Source organism: Polyangium jinanense, from assembly GCF_028435365.1.
The window spans coordinates 1-16,698 of record NZ_JAGTJJ010000003.1; the positions used below are offsets into that span (position 1 = coordinate 1).

The window sequence follows — 16,698 nt, forward strand, 5'->3', positions numbered from 1 at the left end:
GAGCGAGCGTGAAGGTCTCGCTGGGCGCTGAGCTCACCGAGGGGCTGCGCGCGCTCGCGCGGCGGCAGGGCGTGACGCTGTTCATGGTGCTGCTGGCCGGGTTTCAGGCGCTCTTGCACCGGCTGAGCGGGCAGGAGGACATTGCGGTAGGCACGCCGATCGCGGGCCGCACGCAGAAGGAGCTCGAAGGGCTGATCGGGTTTTTCGTGAACACGCTGGTGCTGCGTGCCGATATGGGCAAAAACCCGCGGTTCGTCGACTTGCTCGCCGAGGTGAAAGAGACGACGCTGGACGCGTATGCCCACCAGGACATCCCCTTCGAGAAGCTGGTGGAGGAGCTCGCGCCGGCGCGTGATCTTTCACGGCAGCCGCTCTTCCAGGTGATGTTTGTCCTGCAAAACACGCCGACGAGCACGCTCGCCGCAGGCGACTTCGAGGTGGCACCGGTCGAGCTGGAAGGCGCGGAGGCGGCCCAATTCGACCTCACGCTAAACCTGACGGAGCGAGGGGACACGCTCGAAGGGGCGCTGGTGTACGCGAAGGACCTCTTCGACGAGGATACCATTGCGCGGATGGCCGAGCGGCTCCAGCTCCTGCTGCAAAGCGCGGTGCGCTCCCCGGAGGCGCGCGTGGCGGACCTGCCGCTCGTGACGGAGTCCGAAACGCGCCAGTTCGCGCAATGGAACGACACCGGCGCGCGCTACCCGGACGACGCATGCATTCACGAGCTCTTCGAGGCGCAGGTCGATCGTACGCCTGACGTGCTGGCCCTCCTGTTCGAGGGCCAGCACGTCACCTATGCCGAGCTGGATCGCAGGGCAAACCGGTTTGCCCACGTGCTGCGCGCGCGAGGCGTGGGGCCGGAGGCGCGCGTTGCGCTTTGCCTCCCGCGGTCCGTCGACCAGATCGCGGCGCTCCTCGGGATCCTGAAGGCCGGCGGGGCCTACGTCCCGCTCGATCCGGCCTATCCGCGCGAGCGCCTCGAATACATGCTGCGCGACAGCGGCGCGCGCTTGCTCATCGCCCGCGGAGAGCCCGGCGAACGCCTCGCGGCGCCGGGCTGCGCCCTGCTCGACCTCTCGCAGCTCGACGCGGCGAGCGACGCGCGAATCCAGGGCGGCGCGCGGCCGGACAACCTCGCCTACATCATTTACACCTCGGGATCGACGGGCAAACCCAAGGGGGTCTTGCTGGCTCACCGCGGGGCGTGCAACCTGGCGGAGACGCAGCGCCGCCTCTTCGGGTTGGGCGAAGGCGCGCGGGTGCTGCAATTCTCGCGGACGAGCTTCGACGCGTCCGTCTTCGAGTTGCTCTTGGCGTTGCCCGTGGGCGGTTGCCTGGTGCTGGCGCGCGCCGAGGCGCTCCAGCCAGGCGGCGGCCTCGCGTCGCTGATCGAGGAGCGTGCGATCGACGCGGCGCTTTTGCCCCCGTCCGCGCTCGCGGTGATGCCGGAGGTCGCCGCCGCGCGGCCGCGCTTGCTCTGGGTGGGCGGCGAGGCTTGTCCCCCGGAGGTCGCGCGGCGCTGGTCGCAGGGCCGCCGGCTGATCAATGCGTACGGCCCGACGGAGATCACCGTGTGCGCGACGATGTTCGCCCACGAGCCCAGCGAGGGCAGCTTGCCCATCGGGCGGCCGCTGCCGAACATGCACGTCTACGTGCTGGATCCGAGCCTGCGGCCCGCCCCGCTCGGCGTCCCGGGCGAGCTCTACATCGGCGGCGTCGGCCTCGCGCGCGGCTACGAGGGGCGTCATGGGTTGACCGCGGAGCGGTTCTTGCCGGATCCCTTCGCGCCCGGGCTCGGCGCTCGCATGTATCGCACGGGCGACCGCGCGCGGTGGCTGCCGGGCGGTGACCTCGAGTTCCTCGGCCGCGTCGACGAGCAGGTGAAGCTCCGTGGGTTCCGGATCGAGCTAGGCGAGATCGAAGCCGCGCTCGCCGCGCACCCGGGCGTGCGGGGCGCGGCGGTGAACCTGCGCGGCGACCGGCTCGTGGGGTATGTCGTGGCCGATCCGGAGCGCGCGCCGTCGCCGTCCGAGCTGCGCGACCACCTCGCGCGCCTGCTCCCCGATTACATGATCCCCGCGGCCTTCGTCACGCTGGACGCCCTGCCACTCTCGCCGAGCGGCAAGGTCGACCGACGCGCCCTGCCGGAGCCCGCCCCTGCGCTTCGTGCCGAGGCGCCGCGGCGCTCCCTCGATCGCCTCGAATTCGAGCTCGCGGCCCTCTGGGAGGAGCTGCTCGGCGTGCGCGGCGTGGGCCCCCGGGACGACTTCTTCGCCCTCGGAGGCCACTCGCTGCTCGCCGCGCGGCTCGTCGCCCGCGTCGAGAGCCAGATCGGCCGCAAATTGCCGCTCGCACGGCTGCTACGCGGCGCGACAATCGAAGAAGTGGCCGCCGTGCTCCGCGAGGACGGCGAAAGGCCGCGCTCGCCTCTCGTCACATTGCAGCCCCGTGGCGAGCGCCCCCCCCTTTATTGCGTCCACGCCATCGGCGGCTCCGCGCTCTCGTACCTGGATCTCGCGCGGGCCCTCGGGGACGAGCAACCTCTCCATGCCTTGCACGCCCGCGGGCTCGATGAGGGGGAGCCCGTCGACGACGTGGTGACGATGGCCCAGCATTATGTGGATGCTTTGCTGGAGACGCATCCCGGGGGAGCCATTCGGCTGCTCGGCTGGTCCTTCGGCGGCCTCGTGGCCTTCGAGATGGCCAGGGAGCTTTCGGCGCGCGGGGTCCCGGTCGAAGAGGTCATCCTCGTCGACACCCATTTGCCCTCGCGGATGCAGGATCCGGGCGACGTCTCGCTGGCCCTCCTCTTCGCGCGCGAGCATGGCATGACCCTGTCGAGCGAGGAGGAGTGCCGCCTGCTCGTGGCCTCTCCGGCCGAACGCGACGCCCGGCTCGCGGCGCTGGCCGTCGAGCAGGGGATCTTCCCCGCAAGCATGGCGGAGACCATCCTTCGTCGCACGCTCGGCGTCTACGAGGCGCACCTGCGGGCGCTGCGCACGTACGTGCCCCGCAATGCCGCCGTGCGGACGTCGCTCCTTCGCGCGACGGGCGCTCTGGCCGTCGAGGAGGACGTGTCCTCCTTCAAGGATCCCACCGGCGGCTGGAGCGAGCTCGTCCCGACGATTACGACGTGGGACCTGCCCTGCGATCATTTCAGCGTCCTGCGCCCGCCTCTCGTCGACCACGTCGCGAAAATCGTGCAAGGTGCACCACGGTCTTCTTGAAGGGAGGATTGACTCATGACGTATAAAGCTTACTGCCTGATGCCGCTGCTCCTCGGAGCCGTCCTGCTCGGATGCTCGGATCCGGATTCGACGCCTCCTCTTGCGGTGGGCCCGCTCGGCGACCGCGCGGATCTCCCCGTGGATGCCCGGATCCGGATCGACGGCCTTTCGGCCCCCGTGGATATCGTGCGCGACGACCAGGGCCGCCCGCACATCTATGCGTCGACCCTCGCGGACGCCATGCGCGCCGAGGGGTACATGGTCGCGCTCGATCGCACGGTCCAGCTCGATCTGTTCAGGCGTCACGCGCTCGGCACGACGGCCAAGTATTTCGCGACCATCAATCCGGCCGCCATCAACCAGGACATCGGCCTGCGGACCGTGGGCGTGAACCGTATCGCCGCCGCGCAATACGCGTCCATCCAGGATCCCCAGGCGAAGGCCCTCCTGGAGGCGTACGCCGACGGCATCACCCAGGCGTTCCGCCGCTTGCGTAGCGGAGAGATCCCCTTGCCGGCAGGCATCACCAATTACCCGCTCGAGGCGCTCGTGGATTGGACGGCCATCGATTCGCTCGCGGTCGCGCGCCTCCGCATCTATCAGCTCTCCAACCAGGGGACCGCCGAGACGTTCTACACCAACCTGTTCGCCGATCTCGGCAAGACGTTCCCCACGGACAGCCCCGATCCTTCCATCACGAAGCGCGCGGGCATGATCCAGGACCTCTGGCTTTTGGCGCCGCGCGAGCGCGTGTACACGTCCTCCTCTACACCGCAGAGCCCGAGCCCGAAGCCTGGGCCGCCCAAGCCACCCGCCAATGCGCGGGAGCGCTTGCCTGCGTCGAGTGACGCCTTCTTCCGCATTCTTACGGAGTTCAACGAGCGGCTCTCGCCCGACGGATTCGGATCGAATACCTGGGCCATCTCTCCCTCGCGCAGCGCCACGGGCCATGTCCTGCTCGCCAGCGATCCCCACCTCGGGCTCGGCGCGCCTTCGACCTTCTGGCCCGTCGCGTTGCACGTCGGCGCGACGGGCGAGGGGCTGCACGTCTCCGGTGTCGCGTTCCCCGGCGTTCCTGGGATCACGCTCGGCCACAACGAGCACATTGGCTGGGGCTCCGCCGTCGCCGGGTACGACGTCACCGACGTATACACCGAAGAGCTCACGCCCGATGGCAAGGCCGTGATGTGGAAGGGAGCGCCCGTGCCCCTCGAGTTCGTCGAGGAGATCATCGAGGTGCAGGGCAGCGAGCCGATTGTGTACAAGCTCCCGATCGTCCCGCACCACGGCCCGATCGCGCCGACCATCGAAAATGGAAAAATCCTCCCCATCGATCCTGCGGCTGGCGCCGTCTCGGTGCGCTGGACGGGGCACGCGGCGACCCACGACCTCGAGGCGCTCTTCACCCTCATGCTTGCCAAATCGGTCGACGAGGCGCGCACGTCGCTCGAGCGATTCGAGGTCGGCGCGCAGAGCTGGGTCGTCGGCGATACCACGGGCAACATTCTCTGGACCTCGCACGCGCGTGTCCCCAAGCGTGCCCCGGGCGCTCTCTCGTGGGATCCCACGACGGGCACGGGCAACCTGCCTTGCCTCGCGCTCCCCGGCGACGGGACCGCGGAGTGGGAGGACGACATCCCCGGAGACATGATGCCGTGGGGCAAGAACCCCGAGAATGGGTACATCATCGCCGCAAACAACGATTCCTGGGGCGGCACCGACGACGGCGACCCCACGAACGACAAGTTCTCGGACGGCACCCCGGCCTACCTCGGCTGCGAATTCGACATCGGCTTCCGGGCGTCACGCATCAAGACGCTCCTGGAAGGCGCCAAGGCGCCCGTCACGCCCGAGGATATGGCGACCTATCAGGGCGACGCGCGGTCGAACCTCGGCGCCCGCCTCGCGCCTTTCCTGGTCGAGGCCATCACGCGCGGCGAGGCGGAGCGCGCCACGCCCGGCACACACCCGGATCTGACGGCCGTGGTGGCGGATCCGGCCTTCGCGCCGGACCGCGTCGCCGCAATCAAGGCCGTGCTTCAGCAATGGGGGACGGAGGCAGATTACCTGGCCGCCGCGGGGATCGATCAGGACACGGGCGAAATGCTCTCCGACGCGGAGGGGGCGCCAAAGGTCGTCGAGGCGCGAGCCGCTCGGGCCACGCTGATCTTCAACGTCTGGCTCATTCGTCTCCTCCGGCGCACGTTCGGCGACGAGTACGTCCGCGCCGGTCGCGAAGAGGGCATTCCGCGGGCGATGCAGCTCGATGGCATCCTCCACCTGGTCGAGGACGACCATGCTTCCTTCGCGACGCTCGACCCCGCGACGAGCGACAGCGCCCTGTGGGACGACATCGACACCCCGGCGGTCGAATCCCGCCACGAGCGCGCGCTCCGGTCGCTGCTCGACGCCATCGCGTGGCTGGACAAGAACGCGACAGAGAGCAAGGCTGTTTGGGGCGCGCACCACAAGGTCACGTTCGCTCCGCTCACGCCGATGTGGATCGAGATGCACATTCCTTCCGCCCTCGATCCCGTCTTCAAGACGGGTTTCCCGCGCCACGGGGACCTGCTCGCCGTGGACGCGAGCGATTTCACCACGTCTTGGGCTCTCGACGACTCGCCCAATTTCACCTACGCGGTCGGCGCCGCGCAGCGCTTCGTCATGGATCTCGACCCGACCGGCCCGCGGTCTTGGAATGCCATCCCTGGCGGGAATGTCTGGGACCCCGCGAGCCCCCACTTCCGCGACGGCGCGGATCTCTGGCGCCGGAACCAGACGCGCGCCGTGCCCTTCCGCGTGGAGGACGTCGTGGCCGCCAAGGAGTCGAGGCACGTGCTTTCGACGCAGTGACGGGACCTCCCGGCCGAGCCGTTACTCCAGCTTGGGCAGGACGAGCGTCTCCCCCACGGGTGGCATCGTGATCCTCGAGAGCCGCTGGTCCTGAAAACTCAAGAATCGCAGCTTCGGATCATCCAGCGAGCGGTCGAACGTGAACCGCACGCGCACCGGGACTCCCTCCCGCGCCTCCACCACCTCTGCCTCGAACGCACCGGTGCGCACGCGCGCACCGGCGGGCACGACGGCGCGTCGCGACCGGAACACCCGCTCCTGAAAGCTCTCGAGCCACGGCCCGCGGGTCGACATTTCGAGGACGGACGGGCCCACGCGCGCGACGTCGTGCTCGTGCGGCGACAGGGAGAGGGTCCACCAGCGGTGGACGCGGGCGCCGCTGAGCATGGTCCGCGTCACGCCCCCCCAAGGGCCGATGATGGGATCGGGCGCGCGCAGGACGACGACGTCAGCGGCGGGATCGTCCTCGACCGGCGCCGATCGCAAGGCGTCGTCGCGAGATCGTCCGAAATTCGCGAATTTCGTCGTGACGTAGGGGATGAGCGCCGCCGGCACGAGGAGGTGCATGACCCCGAGCACGACGGCGACCGCCCCCCAGGCGACGCGCCGCTTCCGTGGTTCCCCGAGCGCCTCGCGCGCCACCCGGTAGCCGTAGCGAAGCACCACGGCAATGCAGGGCGCGATGCCGATGGATGGGATCAGCAGCACGCGTCCCGAGAGGACGCTGGCCAGCGAAGGGAGGATGGCGACGATCGCCCCGATGCCGAGCGCCCCGAGGAGGGCGCGCTCCTCGCGGGACACGCTCGGGAAGGCCTTCCGGCCGAGCGCGACGAAGACGGCCACCGCCGCGAAGCCGATGGCGATCAGGAGGTACGCGGCGCCGGACGCGCCCGTCGGGATCCCCGCCAGCAAATCCGAGAGCAGCAGCGGCAAGCTGTGCACGTGCCGCAGCGCATACCGGAGTGGATCGTCGACCGGATCGGCGTAGTTGCCCGATCCACGAATGCCTCGCTGGTACAGAACATAAAGGACGAAATAAGCCGCCGTGATGGCCACGGGGGCCGCGGCGCGTCGGAGCCGCGCGCGCAGCGGCGCGTCGCGCGAGAGCTCGACCGCGACCATCAAAGGCAGCATCTGAAGCGCGCCCTCGCCGGCGACGAACGATCCTGCAAAAAGAAGCAAGCTCGCGGCCCGCGCGCGGCGGGGGGCGGCCTCGGAGGGCCGCAGCGCGAGCGCGAGCGCGAGCGTCCCGAGCGTGGCGGAGATGAGCAGGTGGCGGCCGCAGACCCAGCTCACGGCCTCCCAGTGGCCCTCGTCGAGCGCGAAGAGCGCGAAGGAAAGGAGCGCGATCGATGGCTCGAAGGCGCGTCGATAGAGCGTCCAGACCGCGGCGAGCAGCGCCGCGAACCAGAGGAGCGAGTGCACGTGTGCGCCGAGGGGTTCGAGCCCGAAGAGCGTATGGTCGAGCAAGAAGGACGCGCTCGCGATCGGGCGAAAGAGCGCGAATCGGAAATCGGGCTGCGTCCACCATGGCAGCGCGCCGTCGTGGATCAACCGGCGCACGTCCTCGGCCTGCCCGCTCGACAGGCGATACAGATCCAGGGGGCGCGCGTTCGAGATGTCGTATCCCTCGAGCGCCGCCATTCCCACCCAGTCATCCTCGAAGAAACCGCCGCGCAGCGCAGGCGAATACAAGGCGAGCGCGAGCAAGGCGACGGCGAGAGGCAAGAACCGCCATCGCCAGCGTGGCCCGCGCGCGCCCTCGGACGCGGGCGGCCGTCTCGACGCGTTCATGGCTGGTCCATCGGGGGCAGGACAGGTGCGCCGGCGGCGGCCTTGGGCGTCGATCCGGCGCGGAGCGTCGCGTCGGCTGCGAGGCGGCCGTCCTCGAGCTTCACCACGCGGTCAGCCAGATCGAAGTAACGATCGTCGTGCGTGATGGCGACCACGGTTTTCCCTTGGCTGCGCAGCTCCGGCAAGAGCTCTCGATAAAATACGTCCTTGAATTGAGGATCCTGGTCCGCGGCCCACTCGTCGAACAGGTAAATGGGCCTGTCCTCCAGGTATGTCGCCAGCAAGGCCAGCCGCTTGCGCTGCCCCTGCGACAGCGCGGTGGTCGAGAGGGCGCCGCCCACCACGGCCACCTTCTTGTCGAGAAGCAGCCGCGCGAGATAATGCTTGACGCGCGTCTCCCGCTGCGCGGGCGAGAGCCCGAGCAAGACGTCGAACACGTGGAAATCGGAGAAAATCGCCGAGAAGAGCTCGCGGTAGTCTTCCCGGTCGGCGTCCGAGACGGGCCGACCGTCGAGCTGGATTTCGCCTCCCTCCGGGGTGTACAGGCCCGTGATCAGCTTGGCCAGAGTCGTCTTCCCGCTGCCGTTGCCTCCCACCACGAACACGAGCTCGCCGCGCCGCAGCGTCAGGTCGATGGGGCCGAGGGTAAAACCCCCCTCTTCATTCTCTCGGTGATACGTGTGCGTGACCTTCGACAGCTCGATGACCTCGAAGGCGCGCGGCGCCTCCGGGGGTTCGGCACGCGGCGCAAGATTTCGCTCCGTGCTGAGCGACAAGCCGAGCTTCTCGATCTTCTGCACGGCGACCTCTCCCTGCCCGATGACGGGGATCATGTCCATGATCGCCCCGAGCGGCTGCTGGATGTACAGCGTCGCCAGGGCATAGCCGGTGAGCGTCGCGCGATCGAGCGGGACCCAGCGCTGGTAGACGAACACGAGCACGCCGAGAAAAACGAAGAAAAACAAGAGCCCCCAGGCGCTCGATCCCGTGAAGAAGTTTTGGCTCTTCACACCGAGCCGCTGCATTTTTTCGATCGTCGGCACGAGGTGCTCGTCGAGGAACGCCCCGCGGCGTCGGCGGTGCAGCTTGAGCTCCTTGATGCCGCTCACGAGCGATTGAAATTGCTTGAACACCGTGTCCTGCACGTTGCGCCCTTGTTCGAGGAGGCGCATCGCGTGGATCGTCGGGATCCAGTACGTCACGAGCCCGACGACGATGCAGGCGAGCATGACGCCGAGCGCGCCCAGGGACAGCCAGGCGAGGTACGACAGCGACGCCAGGATCACGATCACGTTCGTGAAGAAGAACGGCAGGATCGAGAGCCCCGTGCCCGCCGTCACCACGCCCTCCATCAGCGCGCCGAGAACGAGGTGCGGGCCTTGCTCCTCGAGCGATCGTAATGGCGCGGCGAGGATACGCGACGCGAGGTGATGGCGCATCTCGAGCAGCGCCCTGTGGCGGACCCAGGTCAAGAGAACCTGCGAAGCCACCCGCGTGACGAGCGCCAGGGCCGCGACGGCGACGAACTTCACGCCGAGGTCCCCGAGGCGCCCCTCGTCACTGGCCAGCGCCTCGTTGAGCAGCGCCACCAGCGCCGCGAATGCGGCGCCCGAGAGGAGGCCACAAAGGACCGAGAGAACCACGAGCCCGAAGGACTGCCGGAGGAGTAGCTTGACGAGCCTCATGACGATTGCATTCTTTCCCGTGGAAATCGAGCAGCGCGGCCCGATCCCCCGGCCACGTGGTCCGCGCGCCGCGCGGGCATGGGGAGAACCTTGCGTGCCCCGCGGGGCCCGTGGTAGGTTGCGCGCATGGCGACGAGCGTGCTGGATGACGACAATTCGAACTTTATCGTGGTCGTGAACCACGAGGAGCAGTACTCGATATGGCCCGTCGAGCGTGAGATCCCTGCCGGGTGGCGCGCCGTGGGCAAGACGGGCAAGAAGAGCGAGTGCCTCGAATACATCGAGCAAGTCTGGACGGACATGCGCCCGCTCAGCTTGAGGAAGCAGATGGAGGCCGCCGCCGACAAATCGAGCTGACGCCGCCTGGGCGAGCCATGCTCACGATCCCGAGGCGTCGCGGTCGATGAAGTGCGTGACCTGCTCGGGCCAGCCACGTGGGTCCATTCCCTTTTGGCTCAGAAAACCGTAGACCCAGCGCTCGATGCCGAAGCCCATGCACGCCGTCTCCGCGGCCGTGCCGTCGTGGTGCCGGATGTCGTAGACCGACGCATAGAACTCCCGGTGCAGGTTGAACGAGGACGCAGCCACGTCCATGTCGCGGTGGGGAATCCGCAGCATCAGCTCGTATTTGACCTCCCCGAGCCGCTGGTAGACGATCTTGTTCGTGTTCTCGCTGAGGAAGAAGGGATCGTTGGCGAGCTCCAGTCGGGCCGTCAGATCCAGCGCCTCGCAGAGATCCATCGCCGCGTCCATGACCTCCTGGCGGAGCGCCTTCAGCCGGTCGAAGGCGCCCATGAACACGATATCGCGGACCTGGAAGTCCCACAGGCGAGCGAGCGCGTCGTAGGGGGTGGTCTCATGGCGGAAGACATGATTCTGCATGGTGACGCGCAGGACCTCGCCCTCCGGGATCCGCGCGCCGCGATGCTGACCATAACAAGGAAGGCAGACGGCGGGCTTGAGCGCGTGCGTGACGGTCTGGACGCGCGCGCGTAGCTCCTCGACGAGCCGCCCCTCGTTTTCGTTCGCGGAGCGCGCCACGGACTCGATGATCGGTAGATCCTCGGGCAGGTGCGTGCAGAACGTGACGTGCTGCGGGAAATGGCCGAAGTAGCCGACCTCCTCGAGAATCCGCATGGGCAAAAGGACCGGATAGTGGCTCTCCTTCGCGTGAAAGCGGCGCGAGAGGCGGAGGAAGGTGCGTTCGAAGAATCGAAAGAGCGCGAGCACATCCCCGCGGAGGGCCACGAGTCCCGGGTCCAGCGCATGGACGTCAGGGGACGCCATGAGCGCGTCGTCGCCGTCGAGGCCGATCACGCGGGACGCGGTGCATTCACGAAGGATCTTCGTCCGGTACGCGCGCGGCTTGTTCATGCGCTCCTCGATGCAGCTGCGTCGGCAGAGCCGAGCTTCGCGATCATGATCTCCAGCATCTGGGTGCTCCCCTCGATGATCTCCATGATACGCGCGTCCCGGAGGTACCGCTGGATGGGGTATTCGCTGCCGCAGCCGTTCGCGCCGTGGATCTGGAGGGCCTGGTTCGCCACCTCGTTCAGGACGGTGGACGCCTGGTACTTGGCGATCATCGCCTCGTACGACGCGGTATGCAGGCGCTCCGCGCGGGCGTGGCCGGCTCGCCAGCAGAGCATGCGCGCGCTCTGGACGCCGACGATCATCCGCGTGAGCAGCCGCTGGATGAGCTGAAAGTCCTTGAGCGGCGCGCCGAACTGCTTTCGCTGGTCGGTGTACGCGAGGCTCGCGTCGAGGCAAGCCTGGGCCTGGCCGACGCAGGACCACGCGAGGTTGTACCGCCCATTGTCGAGGCCCGCGCTCATCACGTGGGAGATGCCGAAGCCCTGCGTGCCGATCCGATGCGCCTTCGGGACGCGGCATCGATCGAGCACGAGCCTCGCCAGCATGTAGCCCCGGCAGCCGAGAATGCCTTGAATGGGCGTCCTGGAGAACCCCTCGGCGTTGGCCGGCACGAGGAACGCCGTGGGCGCGTCGCCCACGCGCGCGAAGAGGACGAACACGTCCGCGATGGCTCCGCAGGTGATCCATTGCTTGGTGCCGGTGAGCAGGTAATCGTCGCCGTCCACCTCCGCCGTGGTCTCGACGAGGGCGTCGCTCCCGACGTTCGGCTCGGTCAGCGCGAAGGCGGCAAGCAGCTCGCCTCGGGTGAACCGAGGGAGCCACGCTTGCTTTTGCGCCGCCGTGCCCCAGCGCGCGAGCGCGGACGTCGCCATGTGGTGGACGTTCACGAGCCCCTGGATCGAGGCGCTCTCGTATCCGAGCGCCTCGTGCATCAAGCCGCGCACGATGGGATCGGCGTGGCGCCCGCCGAACTCCTCGGGCAGGCCGCTCGCAAGATATCCCTCGCGCGCGAGCGCCTCGACCACCGACCTCGGGATCCGCTCCTCGCGATCGACGAGCTCCGCGTGCGGCGCGACCTCCTCCTTGGCGAAGCGCTGGAACGTACGGCGCGCGAGCTCTTGCGCCTCGGAGAGCGCGATCTTCACGCGCCCTCCGCGTTTGCCCGGGGCCCGTCGCCCGACGATTTGCGCTCCACGAGCGCGGCGATCGCGTCGATGCTGCGGAAGTTGTCCATCTCGAGGTCGTCGGGCCCGATCTCGACCTCGAAGCGCTTCTCGATGAACTCGACGAGCTGCATGGCGAACATGGAGTTCACGAGCCCCATCGTGAAGATATCGTCGCTGTCCTTCACGTCCACGCCCCGGACGTGCCGCGAGAGGAACGCCTTCACATCAACCTTGATCGTGCTTTGCGACATGTACTTGTGCTCCTTATGAATAAGCGTTTGCGTGGCCAGGATCCCGGCCTCAGACATCGTATTGGTAGAAGCCGCGGCCGCTCTTGCGGCCGAGCAGCCCTTGATCGACCATCTGCTGGAAGAGGGGGCAGGGGCGGTATTTGTCGTCCTTGAACTCTCGGTGCAGCACCTCGATGGAGTAAAGGACGGTATCGACCCCGATCAGATCCGCGGTCGCCAGCGGGCCCATCCGGTGGTTGAAGCAGGTCTGGAAGAGGCGATCGATGTCCTCAGCCGAGGCGACGCCCTCGTGGAGCAGGAACACCGCCTCGTTGACGGTCAGCATCATGACGCGGTTCGTGACGAAGCCGGGCGAGTCCTTGACGACGATGCATTGCCTCCGCATCTGCGTGGTGAGCTGCTTGGCGGCGCCGAGGGTGTCCTCGGCCGTGGCCTCGCCGCGGATGACCTCGATCATCGGCATGAGCGGGACGGGGTTCATGAAATGCATGCCGACGATGCGCCCCGGCTTCGAATAAAGGGCGGCGAAGCGCGCCATCGGGATGGCCGAGGTGTTGACGGCGACCGGCACGGGGGGCATGTCGAGCTGGTCGAGACGAGCGTGCAGCTCCTGCTTGATTTCCCATTTCTCGGTCACGTTCTCGACGATGAAATCCGCCGCGCGGAGGGGCGCGAGCTCCGTCGTGGTCTCGATCCGGCCGAGCGTCTCCGCGTCGTTCGCGTCCGGGCCTGTCGGCGCCCCCGAGGAGCGCGCCTGCAGGAGGCGGTACATGCGCAGGTTCTTCCGGATGTTCTGGCGGGCCTTCCGTAGCTGCTCCTCGCTCACGTCGTTGAGGATCACCCGGTGCCCGCTCTCGGCGAGGGCATGGGCGACACCCGTGCCCATGACGCCAGCACCCAGGACACCAATCGTCTTCATTTGCATCGAGCCTCCTCCGGGAAACGTGCCAACCACGCCGCGAACTCTGCTCGCCTCCGCGGGCCGCTGCGTGGCAGCTCGCCTTGTGGGAGGGGAATCGAAGTGGAGCCCCCAGCGCTTCGGCGCTGTTTTGTATATGAGACTACGGTTCGAGTCCAGAGGAAAATGAGGCGGTCTTCGGTGGAACCTCACGGTCGCATGCGGCGAGGGCGCGAGGAGAGAACCGGGGGTGCGGGGGTTGGAATGACAATCGCGTCGAGGTACCTCTGCACCTCTTGTGATGCGCAGTGAATGAACCTTTCGCGACGATCAGAAGCAGGATGGGGGCGGCTTTGTAGGCTTTGACGCTCGAATCGTATCCCGTCCCCTCGAGCCCAGCGACGACCGACGCGCTGGCGGTCGCTTAGAAGATGCGAGCGTCGAGCTTCTGGCCGGACGACGACGACCGCTCCTTGGAGACCGTCGCGAACAAGCTTCGCCATGCCGAACAATCTCTATCGTACCCGTCGTTTTTTGGGTCACCCGACTTCGTGGGCGGTGGGCTCGGAGCGCTCCTCTTTCAAGCACACGAGACTGGTGCCTCTCCGATCCACGCCCACGTCGTTGATCTGTTCCGTTGCGCGGTAGACCAGCCGCCGGTTCATCCCCTGCAGCACGTAGAGCTCGCGCACGCCGCCGTCCTCGGTCGCCCCCACGTGGTCGCCTACATGGTGCACGGAGCCCGACGAGCGCCGTCGCGGACACTTGCTCGAGCCCCCAGTGCCCGCCGGTGCCGTCCGTGGTCACGAGAGCCGGGCGAGAGTTCGTCTGGACGAACCGAGAGGGTTGAAAAAAACGACCGGCAGGTTCGACGGCCGAGCATTCGCCCCTTGAGTTTGACCGCGGAGGGGTGTACGAGGCAAACAGGCCTGGAGGCAGACCCGAGAGGAGTACGATCATGGCGACGTCCCGCCGGAAACCGTTCATCTTCTGGACCCGTGGTCAAACCCGCGGTTTTTCCTTCGGCCTGCGGCGAACCTCGGTGCTTCGTCGGGGAGGACCGCATGCGACCGCTTGACGTCCCGATCGGGGTCTCGGACTTCAGGGCGCTGCGCGAGGGGGGCCGGTACTACGTCGACAAGACGGAGTTGATCTGTGACGTCCTCCGGGCGCCGCCGCAGGTGCTTTTGTTTCCTCGGCCGAGGCGGTTCGGCAAGTCGCTCAACCTGTCGATGCTCAAGTACTTCCTCGAACGGAGCCCGGAGGACCGGCGGCCGTTGTTCGAGGGGCTCGCGGTCATGCGGGATTCGGACGCCCTCGCGCATTTCCAGCAGTACCCGGTCATCTACACGCGCCTCGGCACCGTGTGGGCCCGTGATCGCGAGGAGGCGCGGCAGACGCTCCGCGAGGAGGCCCGGCGGATCTACGAGGCGCATTCCTATCTCCTGACCGAGGACGCGCTCACGCCGCACGAGCGCGCGCGTTTCCTGGAGATTTTCGAGCGTCGCGCGGACGAGGCCCTTCTGTGCTCGGCGCTGGAGGATTTGTCACGGTACCTGCACCGGTATCATCGCAAGCGTGTGGTCATCCTCGTGGACGAATACGACGCGCCGCTGCACCTGTCCCAGATGCACAGATCGTTCGTCGATACGGTGGAGCTGATTCGAAAGTTCCTTCATTCGGGGATCAAGGACAATCCCCACCTGTTCAAAGGCGTCCTGACGGGCATCCTTCGGGTCTCCAACGAAAGCATCTTCTCGGGCCTCAACAACGTCGTGACGTATTCGATCCTCTGTTCGGAATGCGCGACGTCGTTCGGGTTTACCGAGGAGGAGACGACGAAGATCCTTCGCGACGCCGGAACGTATGATCAGATCGAACAGGTGCGCCAGTGGTATCAGGGGTATCTGTTTGGCGGGCAGTCGATCTTCAATCCATGGTCCGTGCTGAATTTCGTGCGCCAGAAGGACGTGCGGTTCCTCGACTACTGGGCGAGGGAGAGCCCGAACGACATCTCCGAAGAGCTGATCGTCCGGTGGTTCTCCGAATGTTACGAGGACTTCGAGAAGCTGCTGCGCGAAGAAGCCATCGAGAAACCCATCCAGGACCATATCGCGCTGCGGGACGCGACGAACCACCAAGAAACGGTGTGGAGTATCCTGGCGATGGCCGGCTACCTGCGGGCCGAGGTGATCGCGCAGCGCGAGGAAGACCAAGATGGCGAGCCCCTCTGCAAGCTCTCGTTCCCAAACCGAGAGGTCAAGGGGAGGTTCACGCGCATCTTCAAGCGGTGGATGGATGCGGGCATCAGTGGTAACCGGGGGCTTGATCAGCTCGCGCTCTCCCTCTTCGAGGGGAACGCGGAGCGGCTCGCCATTGTCTTGGAGGGCTTCCTGATCAGGTTTTCGAACCACGATCGCGCCCTCAAAGACATCGAAGCGCACTATCACATCTTCCTGATGACATTGCTCCTCCCGCTGGAAGAGCGGAGTTTCGAGGTGAGATCGAACCGCGAATCGGGGCACGGGCGATACGACGTGATGCTGACCCCGAAGAGGCCGGGTTTGCCTGGTGTGGTGATGGAGTTCAAGGTCCTGCCGGCGCGAGGCTCCAAGCTCCCCAGCAAGGAGAAGGTCGAAGCTACGCTGGAGACCGCGCTCTTGCAGATCGAGACGCTCGCGTATGCACAGGAGCTCTACGAGCGAGGCGCGAAGCCGATCCACGAGATCGCGGTCGTGTTCTCGGGCAAGCGCGCCTGGGTACGTTCGCGTCGTGCACCACCCAGGCGTTTGCCTTCACGGTAGCAGCACATCTCCGGCTTTAAAGCCGATTGCACCTCGCTCCCGCCACGAGTAATCCCACCTCATGGCATCTTCTCTCGAACAGATCCCCGTCCACACCATCGATGGCCGTCCCTCCTCGCTTGGCGTGTACACCGGCAAGGTTCGCCTCGTCGTCAACGTCGCCTCGCGGTGCGGGCTCACGCCGCAGTACGAGGCGCTCGAAGCGCTTTATCGTAAGTACAAGGACCAGGGCCTCGAGGTCCTCGCCTTTCCCGCGAACGAGTTTGGCGCGCAGGAGCCTGGAACGAACGCCGAAATCCAGTCGTTCTGCTCCACCTCGTACGGCGTCACCTTCCCGCTCTTCTCCAAGATCGTCGTCAAGGGCGAGGGCCAGCACCCGCTCTACCGCGAGCTCACCTCGGCCAAGCCCGAGGCGCGCGCGCTCCCGGGCAGCGATTTCAGGGCGAGGCTCATCGGCTACGGCATCGACCCGGGCGCGCCGCACGAGATCCTCTGGAACTTCGAGAAATTCCTCATCGATCGCAACGGCCAGGTCGTCGACCGCTTCTCGCCCGACGTCCCGCCCGACGCCGAGCTCATCGTGTCTGCGATCGAGCGAGCGCTCGCGTAGGCGTGAAAGCAAAACCCTTCTCATCGTAGGAGA

General features: G+C 67.0%; 12 protein-coding genes. 5 read left to right on the plus strand and 7 right to left on the minus strand.

Annotated elements, in window-relative coordinates:
• Together KEG57_RS09235 and KEG57_RS09240 are read left to right on the plus strand one after the other, a co-directional pair.
• Nucleotides 1-3,230: non-ribosomal peptide synthetase (locus KEG57_RS09235; protein WP_272458374.1), on the plus strand; the 3,230-nt coding region annotated here is incomplete at its 5' end.
• Nucleotides 3,231-3,245: 15 nt separating this feature from the next.
• The gene (locus KEG57_RS09240) at nt 3,246-6,083 is read left to right on the plus strand and encodes a penicillin acylase family protein (protein WP_272419268.1); all 2,838 of its coding nucleotides are present in this window, start codon (nt 3,246-3,248) and stop codon (nt 6,081-6,083) included.
• A gap of 21 nt (nt 6,084-6,104) precedes the next feature.
• Here KEG57_RS09240 and KEG57_RS09245 read toward each other — a convergent pair whose 3' ends face one another.
• Both KEG57_RS09245 and KEG57_RS09250 read right to left on the minus strand, forming a co-directional pair.
• Entirely contained in the window at nt 6,105-7,877 is a 1,773-nt protein-coding gene (locus tag KEG57_RS09245; RefSeq protein ID WP_272419270.1) for a hypothetical protein, read from the minus strand.
• Nucleotides 7,874-9,562 (minus strand): cyclic peptide export ABC transporter, encoded by a 1,689-nt coding sequence (locus KEG57_RS09250; protein ID WP_272419272.1) that lies wholly within the window; start codon nt 9,560-9,562, stop codon nt 7,874-7,876. Before KEG57_RS09250 ends, KEG57_RS09245 begins: the two co-directional genes overlap by 4 nt.
• A gap of 126 nt (nt 9,563-9,688) precedes the next feature.
• On the opposite strand from KEG57_RS09250, the gene KEG57_RS09255 reads away from it, so the two are divergent.
• The gene (locus KEG57_RS09255; RefSeq protein ID WP_272419274.1) at nt 9,689-9,919 is read left to right on the plus strand and encodes an MbtH family protein; all 231 of its coding nucleotides are present in this window, start codon (nt 9,689-9,691) and stop codon (nt 9,917-9,919) included.
• A 21-nt stretch (nt 9,920-9,940) separates the two neighbouring features.
• Here KEG57_RS09255 and KEG57_RS09260 read toward each other — a convergent pair whose 3' ends face one another.
• The 5 genes from KEG57_RS09260 to KEG57_RS09280 all read right to left on the minus strand — a co-directional run bounded on the left by KEG57_RS09260 (nt 9,941) and on the right by KEG57_RS09280 (nt 13,943).
• Nucleotides 9,941-10,936: a class-II aminoacyl-tRNA synthetase family protein gene (locus KEG57_RS09260; RefSeq protein WP_272419276.1), complete on the minus strand. Its 996-nt coding sequence runs from the start codon at nt 10,934-10,936 to the stop codon at nt 9,941-9,943.
• Nucleotides 10,933-12,081 carry an acyl-CoA dehydrogenase family protein gene (locus KEG57_RS55520; RefSeq protein ID WP_272419278.1) on the minus strand — a complete coding sequence of 383 codons (1,149 nt, stop codon included), beginning with the start codon at nt 12,079-12,081 and terminating at the stop codon, nt 10,933-10,935. Before KEG57_RS55520 ends, KEG57_RS09260 begins: the two co-directional genes overlap by 4 nt.
• Nucleotides 12,078-12,353, minus strand: a complete 276-nt coding sequence (locus tag KEG57_RS09270; protein ID WP_272419280.1) for an acyl carrier protein — start codon at nt 12,351-12,353, stop codon at nt 12,078-12,080. The genes KEG57_RS55520 and KEG57_RS09270 overlap by 4 nt, the downstream gene beginning before the upstream one ends.
• 49 nt (nt 12,354-12,402) lie before the next feature.
• Nucleotides 12,403-13,278 carry a 3-hydroxyacyl-CoA dehydrogenase family protein gene (locus KEG57_RS09275; protein WP_272419282.1) on the minus strand — a complete coding sequence of 292 codons (876 nt, stop codon included), beginning with the start codon at nt 13,276-13,278 and terminating at the stop codon, nt 12,403-12,405.
• Nucleotides 13,279-13,790: 512 nt separating this feature from the next.
• Entirely contained in the window at nt 13,791-13,943 is a 153-nt protein-coding gene (locus KEG57_RS09280; protein ID WP_272419283.1) for a hypothetical protein, read from the minus strand.
• Nucleotides 13,944-14,315: 372 nt separating this feature from the next.
• Here KEG57_RS09280 and KEG57_RS09285 point away from each other — a divergent pair, with 372 nt between their 5' ends.
• Together KEG57_RS09285 and KEG57_RS09290 are read left to right on the plus strand one after the other, a co-directional pair.
• Nucleotides 14,316-16,055: an AAA family ATPase gene (locus KEG57_RS09285; RefSeq protein WP_272419284.1), complete on the plus strand. Its 1,740-nt coding sequence runs from the start codon at nt 14,316-14,318 to the stop codon at nt 16,053-16,055.
• Between the two features lie 61 nt (nt 16,056-16,116).
• Nucleotides 16,117-16,665, plus strand: a complete 549-nt coding sequence (locus tag KEG57_RS09290) for a glutathione peroxidase (protein WP_272419286.1) — start codon at nt 16,117-16,119, stop codon at nt 16,663-16,665.
• Nucleotides 16,666-16,698 lie beyond the last annotated feature (33 nt).